Raw genomic sequence first — 9,158 nt, 5'->3', positions numbered from 1 at the left:
TGTTCCATTTTAGAGATTTGTTTAAGATAAGATATAACTCATTGAGATGTGTCATAGTATTCGTCGTTAGAAAACAATTATTGTGACATTATTTCAATGAGTTATCTATTTTTGTCGTGTACAGAGAAAAAAGATAAACATCTCAACCACAATTCAATTGCAAAAAAGCGGCAACGACAAACGATAGAGTCTATAATAATGCGCTTTCTCATTTCTCTCGGTGCAACATGGCAACTGCAAATCAATATGATGTTTTGGTATTAGGTGCGGGCGCATCGGGGCTGATGACTGCTTACATGGCAGCACAACGTGGTCGTAAAGTATTGGTGCTAGAAAAAGCCAATAAAGTGGGCAAAAAAATTCTGATGTCGGGTGGTGGTAAATGTAACTTTACCAACTTAGAAGTCGAGCCAAACCATTATATTTCACATAATCCACACTTTGTCATTTCTGCACTCACCCGTTATACCAATTGGGATTTTATTGGTTTAGTCTGCGAATACGGCATTGAATATGAAGAACGCAAACACGGACAATTATTCACTTTAAACGGCGCTAAAGAAATTTTAGCCATGCTCTTAGCCGAATGTGAAAAAACCAATCTGGTCGATATTCAAACCAATTGTGAAGTCAAAGCCGTGAATGCGGTAGATGATCAAGGTTTTCAAATTGCAACGACTTTGGGTTATTTCCAAGCAAGCGCTGTGGTCGTAGCAACTGGCGGTTTATCTATTCCAACTTTAGGTGGCTCTGGAATTGGCTATGAAATTGCTAAACAGTTTGGTCATCGTGTTTACCCGACCCGTGCAGGTTTAGTGCCTTTTACCTTCTCAGACAGCTTTAAAGAAGTCACTACACGTTTAAGCGGTAATGCGGTGGATGCGACTTTATCAAATTCATTGACTAGTTTTACCGAAGCATTGCTATTCACCCATCGCGGTTTGAGTGGGCCGAGTGCCTTACAGCTTTCTAATTATTGGGATGTCGGACAAAGTTTTAAAATTAACTTTTTACCTTACTTAGAACTCTATGACTTTTTTAAAAATAAAAAGCAAAGCAGTCCTAAAGTTTTACTGCGCACCTTACTCAGCGAGCATCTGCCAAAAAGTGTAGTGGCTGAATTACAGCAACTGATTTGGCCTGCACTCTCTGAAACGGCAATTGGCAATATCAGTGATGAAAAGCTAGAACAGATTGCAGCACGTTTAAATGCCTTTGAAGTCAAACCATCAGGCACAGAAGGTTATCGTACTGCCGAAGTCACTTTAGGCGGAGTGGATACCCAAGAAGTTTCCTCTAAAACTATGGAAAGTAAAAAACAAAAAGGCTTGTATTTTGTTGGGGAAGTTTTAGATGTAACGGGACATTTGGGCGGCTATAATTTCCAATGGGCGTGGTCATCTGCACATGCAGCATCGGAGTATGTTTAAGTTTGCTTTTAGATGAAACATGCAAACAAATGAATGTGATAAAAATGATTCTAGTCTAAACAGAATAATATTGATCTTGCCGATCAAATTGCAAAATGACAAAAGCCAGTTTTTTCTAAACTGGCTTTTTCTTTAACACCGTCACGTACTATAAAGACTTAGCAATACGTGAATCCTGTTATTTTATTCTAAATAATCGGTACGAAATAATACCAATTTTGGCGTATTTGCCAAACGTGATTCAGTTTGCTGCATTTTAAGCACAGCATTTTGTTGATGCATAGGTAACGAATTTGCCACTTGAACTTTTAAACTGATACGTAATTTGTTTAGCATATTGATTTCTCTCATTATTGTCATCCTTGCGCGAATTTTAAGACTCAAATATTTCAGCTTGGTTAAAACCCAAATTTTTTATTTTTCCCTTAAACCCTCATCAAGCTTTCCAAGTTATTGATCTGATTTATCCAAATCAGTCTTTGGCTCATTCCTGCCAAAGTTGATTAATTTTTAACATAATTTAAGAGCTTGGTCTATCCTCTTTTGGATGATTTTTCTCAACATTTTCAGTTGGTTTTGCGGTGGCTTCTGGCTTGGCAAAAACAAATTTATAGGCTGCAACAAAAAAGCCGATGGTGATGCCAGCAATCACGATTGGGGCAAAAAACTTATTGGGTGCTGATTTGGACATTATCGTTTCCTCTTTTTTAATGAATACCGAAAAGAAATCGACCAATACGGTGATTGGTCGATCATCTTAGCGATTCAAATCAAAATTTGAACAGGTTATTTCGGGTCATTTTTTGGATGTTCATCGACATCTGGTTCAGCCTCACCTGTCGAACCAAATGGGTTATTGACTGGTGGATGTTCAGGATCAACCTTTAACGTATCTGGCACAGCATGATCAGTTGCCGCTTCAGGTGTTGTAGTCACATCACTTACAGACGCTTGTGGCTGCTCAGATACAATAGGTGTCATCACATTTGATGCTGACGTTGCCGTTTCTGTTTTGTGCAACGGATTCGGTTGATTCGCCTCACGTTTGGCTTTATCAATCAAATCAGTTAACACACGTTCTGCAGGTTGACGACCACCTAAACCAAAGGCAAGTGCGAAAGCCACTGCAACAGAACCAAGAGTTAAACCAAAGGCCAAGTTCACAATAGAGTCTGCAATACCCATCGCGCGTAAGCCCATGGCTACCACCAAGCCCATAATTAAAATACGGACTAAGTTTGCCAACCAACGCGAGCTGTTATATTCACCGCGCTGTACCACTTTGGCGACCAAATTCGCTAGCCAGAAACCCACCACCAAAATGACAGCACCCAACAGAATATCTGCACCAAACTGGATAAACATGGCAATCAAGCCGCTGACTTGATCAAAGCCCAAACGGTTCGCCGCTTCAGATACCGCAAATAGCATGGTAAAGAATACGATCAGATAACCAACCACACATGAAATTTTAGTTGTACCTAAAAAGCGCTGTAAGTCGAGTTTGGCAGGAATACCATCGACTCCTGTGCCTGCAACCACTTCCACCACAATATTGGCTACAAAACGCGACACCACATAAGCCAAAATAAGAATCAGACCTGCCGCAATAATATGCGGGATCGCATTCATAATTTCATACAGCATGGCAGTCGCAGGCTGTGAAATGGCTTCAATGCCAAGTGCCTCAAAACCAATAATCAAGGCTGTGATGATCACCAAGGCGAAAACAAACGAACCGAGTAATTTAGGTAAATTTGAATTTTTGAAGATGCCAACTTTTTCAGCATGCTGTTGAATATTCAAGCTACCCAATAAACCTTCGACAATGCCACGAACAATTTTTGCCAGAATGTATCCTACAAAAACAATCACGCCTGCAATGAAGATGTTCGGTAAATACAGCACAACTTCATTCACCATGTTTTGCACAGGGAACAACAGACCGTTTAAGCCTAAAATTGACAGCACAATTGGCAAGAACAGCAATAAAATCAGCCAATAAACAATTTCACTGATATTTTGACTTAAACCACTCACACCGACATCGGCACTGAGTTTTTCATCCAACTGAGTACGTGCCAACAGTTTTTGCATCCCCACTTTAACCAGATTTGCCAAAATCCAACCAATAAAACCAACAGCAACAGCAGCCAGTAAAGAAGGAATAAACAGTAAGAACTGCTGAATCATATTACTGAATGGCCCACTGACACTGGTCAGATTCAACACATTCAGCGCACCAATGACCGCAATAATTAAAATCACCCAAAACACGACCCGCGACACAATCACTTCAATATTTGAACGATGCCCCGTTGCATTTGATAATTTTTGATCGGTACCTAATTTTTGTAGAACCTTTTTAATTCCACCCGCAACCAATAATGCAATCACCCACCCGACAAGTAAAATTGCGACTGCAGCTAAAATGGGTTGAAATTGCTCCCAATAATACATGGCATCAAAACCTCTGCCATGTAGGTTCCCATTAAAATAATCATTCATCTTGTTTAATCCTCATGGTGATTAGCTTCATTTTTAGGTTTGCACCACGGCGCAAAACTGCTTTTTATCGATTCAAATTATTGAGTAAAGCTCTATTCACCATAGAATTTGCATATTTTTTATTCAACCTTAGGATGCAGAATCGCAACAATTCTACAAAGGAGGGACAATAAACCTTGCGAAAATCCACAAAAAAGCCCTGCATCTAGGCAAGGCTGAATTTGTAAATATGAATTTTTGACGCTTAGGCTAAGCTACCGATCTGTTGCTGTTGCAGTATTACTGTCCTCTGCACGTGCTTCATCTCCAGCTGTGCCCGTTGTCGTGCTATTTGGCGTTGCTTGTTGTACGGTTGGATTAGGATGTCCAGGAGGTGCTTCGCTCGGACTCGGATTGCGATCCGCCATCATGTAAATCAGCAATGCCAATAAAAAGATTCCCACCAGTAGAAGCATATAGACTGGAATACGTTTTTTTCGCTTAATGTCTTCAGCTGAGTTTACATGAGGTGGTTTATTGAAATCATGTGGCATGTTCCCCTCACTTATGTATTTATCTGATGAATTTTTATACTAACAAGCTCCTCACGCTTATTGTGTGACAATACATAGCAAGATGGTGAAAAGATGTAATATACCTCAAGTACCACCTATGTTGCCCAATATCGACAAAGCTGCCTCTCACGGGGAAATGCGCTATAATCACGTACCGTTTTTTTGTGTACTTTGAACTTTATGGCGTATCGTCAACAAAGTGTATCGCTTGATCTTGACACTGACGTCACTCATCAATGTGCCTTGCACTATACCCGTGATGGGCATCTCATTGGTATTATTGAATTTAGCAAGCCCAGCTATCTGCTCAAATGGGGCGATTTGGAATATTTCCGTCGTCGTACCGAAGAATTTTCGGTCATGCCATTTCCAGATTGTGTGAATGCCATGATCATTGATATTCGCAACATTGCTGCATTTCTGGATAATGAAGTGCCAATTTTACCGTGGCGCTTACTTGAAGAAGAATGTCCTGTGCGTTTGGTGGTTCCTCAAGAGCGCTTAGAGCATTATGCAGGTTTTTTTGAACCGACTTGGCTAAGTAGCGATGTCGATAGCGCGATTCAGGAAATCCGCGAATATATGGATATGTTTGTGCACTAATTTCTTTGAAGAGTCACTTTCAAGCATTGCGTTCAAAAGTTGCTTTCAAAATTGAATCGCACCAAGCAAAAACCTCATCTGCAGCGTTGTAGATGAGGTTTTTATATGAATGGTGAAGATCACCTCAACAACCAATTTTTAGCGAATTGTGAAAATACATTTATTTTCAAAACTCGATTTAGGCAGCCACAAAACCTGCTTAAAACGCACCTGATCTATGCCAAAACTTCGCATTTTCTTAGATGTATAGCGCCAACCGACACAGTCTTGATATTTTTCATATTCAGGTGCCTGCCCTGCAATGGTTGAGCTTTGCTGAACTTTAATTTTCTGAAAAAAAGCGGTTTCCTTTGCACGGATTGGGCCAATATATTCATTATACATTTGCTCCATTTCAGCACTTTCAAATTGCATTTTTTGCAAACTGCCACCATGCCAACCCAACTGACTACGCAAGTTTAAATATTTTACTTTGCCCGCAGGAAACACATAATTGGCACAAGAAGAAAAGCAATACTGCGCAACTTCTACATTAAGTTGATGGTCAAAGACCAAATTGCCCAAATCAATACCTAAGCCGATCTCGCCACCCCGACTGTTGATTTTTAAGGTATCAATTTTATCTGACTGTTTAAGTAATTCCGCTGCACGTGCGTTGGCTTCAGGGCTAAGTGGCCCATCATAAATGAGTACGTGATCTTGCACAGCAACCTGAGTTTCCACCGTTTCAGCCTGTACGGTTTGTGCGACTATAAACATCAGCCCTGCGCTGGCTATATATTTGAACAGTTGATATTTGAATAGTTGTATCACATCCTCACCAATAATTTTCAACTGCAATATTACCTTCCCCGCGGCGATTCATGGTTAAACCACGTGCTTTTAAGGCTTCTTTGGTATCATCAACCATGGCAGGGTTACCGCATAACATCACATGGCTAGTTTCAGGGTTGAGTACACTGCCTGCAGCCTGTTCCAGTTCGCCATTCGCAATTAATACAGGCAAACGATCATGCAAAGCAGCTTGAGGGTCGCGAGTGATAATTGGGATAAACTCAAAGCCTGTATGCCCTTCGCCAAAAGTTTCGGCAATTTCGTGAATTTTATCGACATAAGCTAATTCGGCTTCGGTGCGCACACTATAAACCAAATAGATATATTGATATTTTGTCCACGTTTCAAAATCTTGCAGCATGGATAAAAACGGTGCAAGACCTGTACCTGTGGCCAACAACCATAAATCGTGTGGCGCAGGCAACTGATAACGCGCCAAGGTCAAAAAACCATAAGGGATTTTTTCCAAGTACAGCTCATCCCCCACTTGAAGGTGCTGCAAGTTAGAAGTAAATGCACCAGCTGGCACGACAATCGAGAAAAACTCTAAAGTTTCATCAAAGGGTGATGACACCACCGAATAAGCACGTACCACCAATTCATCATCCACTTTTAACCCGATACGTGCAAACTGCCCTGCGGTAAATTTAAAGTGCGCAGGACGAGTCATGGTGAAGCTAAACAAGGTGTTGGTCCAACGATGAACCGAAAGCACTTTTTCTAAAGTAAATTTTTCAATTGACATGATTTGAGCGTGGCATGAAAGACTGTGCTCATGTTAGCATGTTGGGGTAATTTATGAATATTTTTAAATGTTAAGGCTTGATTCATGCGCATGACTTTACGCCAGTTGGCGGTTTTTGTAGCAGTTGCCCAAGAAGGGACAGTAACCAAAGCCAGTGATGCCGTTAAGCTCACCCAAAGTGCTGCAAGCATGGCCTTAGCAGATTTGGAAGATGGCTTGGGTGCTCCACTGTTTGACCGTTTGGGTAAGCGTCTACAACTAAATGATTTGGGTCGTTTTTTATTGCCACAAGCCTTAGAAATTTTGGGTCGTTGTGAAGCATTTGAGCAAGCCGCTAAAGGTGAGCTGCAAAGCATCGATTTGCGTTTAGGCGCAACTCTCACCATTAGTGACTATTTGATGCCTGATTTAATGGCAGACTTTTTGCAAATTCAGCCGCAGGCGCATTTACAGTTACAAGTGGGCAATACCCGCCAAATGATTGAAGCTGTAAACCAATTTCAGCTAGATTTAGCACTGATTGAAGGTTCTTGTCACTTACCCCAACTCCAATGTATTCATTGGCGTGATGATGAACTTGCAGTGTGCTGTGCGCCAAGTCATCCTCTAGCGCAGTTAAACCGTGCTTTAAGCATTGCAGATTTTGAAGATGCCGAGTGGATTTTACGTGAAGAAGGTTCAGGTACCCGTGAAGTGTTTGACAATGCAATTTTAAAAGACCTGCCTGATGCCAATATTCGTTTAACTTTGGGTCATAACGAAGCGATTTTAAAAATTGTCGCAGGTGGGATTGGTATGTCGTGTATTTCACGATTGGCGATTGAACCTTTACTAGAAAAAGGTCAATTGGTGATTTTAGATACACCTTTCTGGCAACTGACGCGCCCGTTATTCATGTTGGTGCATCGTCAGAAATACCAAGGGCCTGGCTTAAAGGCATTTATGAAGTTTTGCGACGCGAAATAGTTTATAAAAGAGTACCGATGATGGTACTCTTTTTTTAGCGATTAAACTGACTCTCACACGGTATGCCGTCACCATCACCGTCCATTTTAGTATTTGGACAATTTCGTATAAAGAATAATGCTTCTTCGTAAGACGTCATTTGACTACAGTGCTCACGCCCATCACAAGTAAAGTTCTGTTCAACAACAGGAACTTCTACTACTTTTTGTACTGATAAAGCTTCAGGCTGACTATTTTGCCAAGCTTGGTACTTATTAAATACTGCATAAGCCAAGCCGAATATAATCAATATACCAATATAAGTAACAAAATTGGATGAGTTATTTTCAGACTTCTGCTGTCTTTTATGATTCTGCTTTGTCGTATGAATTGCCCTTGATTGAGGTGTATGCCTTTCGACTGCAACCTTAATATCTAGACGGACAATATTATCTGCTTTGAACTTGCCATTTTCTTCTACTTTACGAAATTTTAGATTTTCTCCCACTTTTAGTGGAATATTTTTATTGGGAAAATCTTTAATATGAAAAAATAAATCTTTAGGCTCTCCTTCTATTTGAATAAAACCAAAGCCTCGTTCTTCGTTATAAGTTTTTATTTTCCCTTCTAAAAACATAAATTACTCTTTTCACGTTAATTTTTGATTATTGTACAAAAAAAGAGGCGAAAATGCCTCTTTTCTGTGCATGAAAACATTTAAAACTAACGCTTTAAGTTTGATAACAATGCAGACGTAATCGACGTATTCGCAGCAACCGCTTTGGCTTTTTTTGCTTTTTTGGATTTATCTTCTACAGGTTCAATATTAATGGCTTTATAACGATCACCATTTTGAACCACATTAAATTTAACGCGATCATTGCGCTTTGGCTCGCCTTCAGCCGCAGGAAAATCCGAGATATGGAAAAACACTTCACCTTCAGGTGCGGCAATAAATCCATAGCCTTTTTCAGCATTATATTGTTTGATTTTCCCTTGATATTGTTCAGATTTCATGGCTTAACCTTTTACGAGCTGCACTTTATATGAGTATATAAAAAAGAGGCAGTTAATGCCTCTTTTTCACCGACATTCGGCTTAATCTTTTTGCACTGAACCAAAAATTTTATCGCCTGCATCACCCAAGCCAGGCACAATATAACCATCTTGGTTTAAACCTTCATCTACCGATGCAGTAAAGATCACCACATCTGGATGCGCGGCTTCTACACGTTGAATGCCTTCTGGCGCTGCAACCAAAACCATCACACGAATGTCTTTACAACCACTGGCTTTGAGCAAATCAATCGCTGCCACTAAAGATGAACCTGTGGCAAGCATAGGGTCAATAATCATCGCAATACGGTTTTGTACATCTGGTACTAATTTTTTGTAGTACGTACGCGCTTCTAAAGTAAGCGTCCGCTGAACCCCATGCCTATTTTTTAATTCGATTTAGGTTTCCAGCAGTGCGGCAGCAATTCTTCAATCTGGGTCACTTTATGTGTCGGCAGCCTTTTCAGCACATCACTTAAATAG

General features: G+C 40.4%; 12 protein-coding genes and 1 pseudogene. 3 read left to right on the top strand and 10 right to left on the bottom strand.

All coding sequences use genetic code 11. From position 1 onward, the window contains the following. The first annotated feature begins 227 nt into the window (after positions 1–227). Complete coding sequence (locus HYG89_RS15275) at positions 228–1,430, top strand: NAD(P)/FAD-dependent oxidoreductase (RefSeq protein WP_178868289.1); 1,203 nt, start codon at positions 228–230, stop codon at positions 1,428–1,430. Between the two features lie 183 nt (positions 1,431–1,613). Here HYG89_RS15275 and HYG89_RS15270 read toward each other — a convergent pair whose 3' ends face one another. The 4 genes from HYG89_RS15270 to HYG89_RS15255 form a co-directional block, all read right to left on the bottom strand. Continuing rightward, positions 1,614–1,781 carry a hypothetical protein gene (locus tag HYG89_RS15270; RefSeq protein ID WP_004975492.1) on the bottom strand — a complete coding sequence of 56 codons (168 nt, stop codon included), beginning with the start codon at positions 1,779–1,781 and terminating at the stop codon, positions 1,614–1,616. 169 nt (positions 1,782–1,950) lie between these two features. Continuing rightward, positions 1,951–2,121 (bottom strand): hypothetical protein, encoded by a 171-nt coding sequence (locus HYG89_RS15265; RefSeq protein WP_178868287.1) that lies wholly within the window; start codon positions 2,119–2,121, stop codon positions 1,951–1,953. Positions 2,122–2,216: 95 nt separating this feature from the next. Next, positions 2,217–3,938, bottom strand: coding sequence for a mechanosensitive ion channel (locus HYG89_RS15260; RefSeq protein ID WP_167846178.1), 1,722 nt, complete (start codon positions 3,936–3,938; stop codon positions 2,217–2,219). Positions 3,939–4,192: 254 nt separating this feature from the next. Continuing rightward, positions 4,193–4,471: a hypothetical protein gene (locus tag HYG89_RS15255; protein WP_004975487.1), complete on the bottom strand. Its 279-nt coding sequence runs from the start codon at positions 4,469–4,471 to the stop codon at positions 4,193–4,195. A 201-nt stretch (positions 4,472–4,672) separates the two neighbouring features. Between HYG89_RS15255 and HYG89_RS15250 the strand changes: the two genes are divergently transcribed. Next, on the top strand, positions 4,673–5,095 hold the full coding sequence (locus tag HYG89_RS15250; RefSeq protein WP_004975486.1) for a hypothetical protein: 423 nt from the start codon (positions 4,673–4,675) through the stop codon (positions 5,093–5,095). A 138-nt stretch (positions 5,096–5,233) separates the two neighbouring features. Here HYG89_RS15250 and HYG89_RS15245 read toward each other — a convergent pair whose 3' ends face one another. Both HYG89_RS15245 and HYG89_RS15240 read right to left on the bottom strand, forming a co-directional pair. Next, positions 5,234–5,854: a hypothetical protein gene (locus HYG89_RS15245; RefSeq protein ID WP_178868285.1), complete on the bottom strand. Its 621-nt coding sequence runs from the start codon at positions 5,852–5,854 to the stop codon at positions 5,234–5,236. A gap of 58 nt (positions 5,855–5,912) precedes the next feature. Then, a complete protein-coding gene (locus HYG89_RS15240) occupies positions 5,913–6,674 on the bottom strand; it encodes a ferredoxin--NADP reductase (protein WP_178868283.1) in 762 nt (253 codons plus the stop codon). A gap of 84 nt (positions 6,675–6,758) precedes the next feature. Here HYG89_RS15240 and gigC point away from each other — a divergent pair, with 84 nt between their 5' ends. Further along, positions 6,759–7,640, top strand: coding sequence for a LysR family transcriptional regulator GigC (gene gigC / locus HYG89_RS15235; protein ID WP_004975482.1), 882 nt, complete (start codon positions 6,759–6,761; stop codon positions 7,638–7,640). A 34-nt stretch (positions 7,641–7,674) separates the two neighbouring features. Here the strand turns inward: gigC and HYG89_RS15230 are convergent, their stop codons facing one another. The 4 genes and pseudogenes from HYG89_RS15230 to HYG89_RS15215 form a co-directional block, all read right to left on the bottom strand. Continuing rightward, positions 7,675–8,256, bottom strand: coding sequence for a cold shock domain-containing protein (locus HYG89_RS15230; protein WP_096901807.1), 582 nt, complete (start codon positions 8,254–8,256; stop codon positions 7,675–7,677). An 86-nt stretch (positions 8,257–8,342) separates the two neighbouring features. Next, complete coding sequence (locus tag HYG89_RS15225) at positions 8,343–8,636, bottom strand: cold-shock protein (RefSeq protein ID WP_004975478.1); 294 nt, start codon at positions 8,634–8,636, stop codon at positions 8,343–8,345. A gap of 81 nt (positions 8,637–8,717) precedes the next feature. Then, a pseudogene (gene upp, locus HYG89_RS15220) lies at positions 8,718–9,053 on the bottom strand (uracil phosphoribosyltransferase); the annotation flags it as partial. 11 nt (positions 9,054–9,064) lie between these two features. After that, the coding region (locus tag HYG89_RS15215) for a transposase domain-containing protein (RefSeq protein WP_046889966.1) at positions 9,065–9,158 on the bottom strand (94 nt) is incomplete at its 5' end.

This window comes from Acinetobacter sp. SwsAc5 (genome assembly GCF_013391485.1).
Classification (GTDB): domain Bacteria; phylum Pseudomonadota; class Gammaproteobacteria; order Pseudomonadales; family Moraxellaceae; genus Acinetobacter; species Acinetobacter towneri.
This window is presented reverse-complemented; position numbering and strand designations above follow the sequence as displayed.

Bases quoted from the DNA above. Each gene is read 5' to 3' on its own strand.
- HYG89_RS15275 (WP_178868289.1), top strand. From the start codon at position 228: ATGGCAACTGCAAATCAATATGATGTTTTGGTATTAGGTGCGGGCGCA.
- HYG89_RS15270 (WP_004975492.1), bottom strand. From the start codon at position 1,781: ATGAGAGAAATCAATATGCTAAACAAATTACGTATCAGTTTAAAAGTT.
- HYG89_RS15265 (WP_178868287.1), bottom strand. From the start codon at position 2,121: ATGTCCAAATCAGCACCCAATAAGTTTTTTGCCCCAATCGTGATTGCT.
- HYG89_RS15260 (WP_167846178.1), bottom strand. From the start codon at position 3,938: ATGAATGATTATTTTAATGGGAACCTACATGGCAGAGGTTTTGATGCC.
- HYG89_RS15255 (WP_004975487.1), bottom strand. From the start codon at position 4,471: ATGCCACATGATTTCAATAAACCACCTCATGTAAACTCAGCTGAAGAC.
- HYG89_RS15250 (WP_004975486.1), top strand. From the start codon at position 4,673: ATGGCGTATCGTCAACAAAGTGTATCGCTTGATCTTGACACTGACGTC.
- HYG89_RS15245 (WP_178868285.1), bottom strand. From the start codon at position 5,854: ATGTTTATAGTCGCACAAACCGTACAGGCTGAAACGGTGGAAACTCAG.
- HYG89_RS15240 (WP_178868283.1), bottom strand. From the start codon at position 6,674: ATGTCAATTGAAAAATTTACTTTAGAAAAAGTGCTTTCGGTTCATCGT.
- gigC (WP_004975482.1), top strand. From the start codon at position 6,759: ATGCGCATGACTTTACGCCAGTTGGCGGTTTTTGTAGCAGTTGCCCAA.
- HYG89_RS15230 (WP_096901807.1), bottom strand. From the start codon at position 8,256: ATGTTTTTAGAAGGGAAAATAAAAACTTATAACGAAGAACGAGGCTTT.
- HYG89_RS15225 (WP_004975478.1), bottom strand. From the start codon at position 8,636: ATGAAATCTGAACAATATCAAGGGAAAATCAAACAATATAATGCTGAA.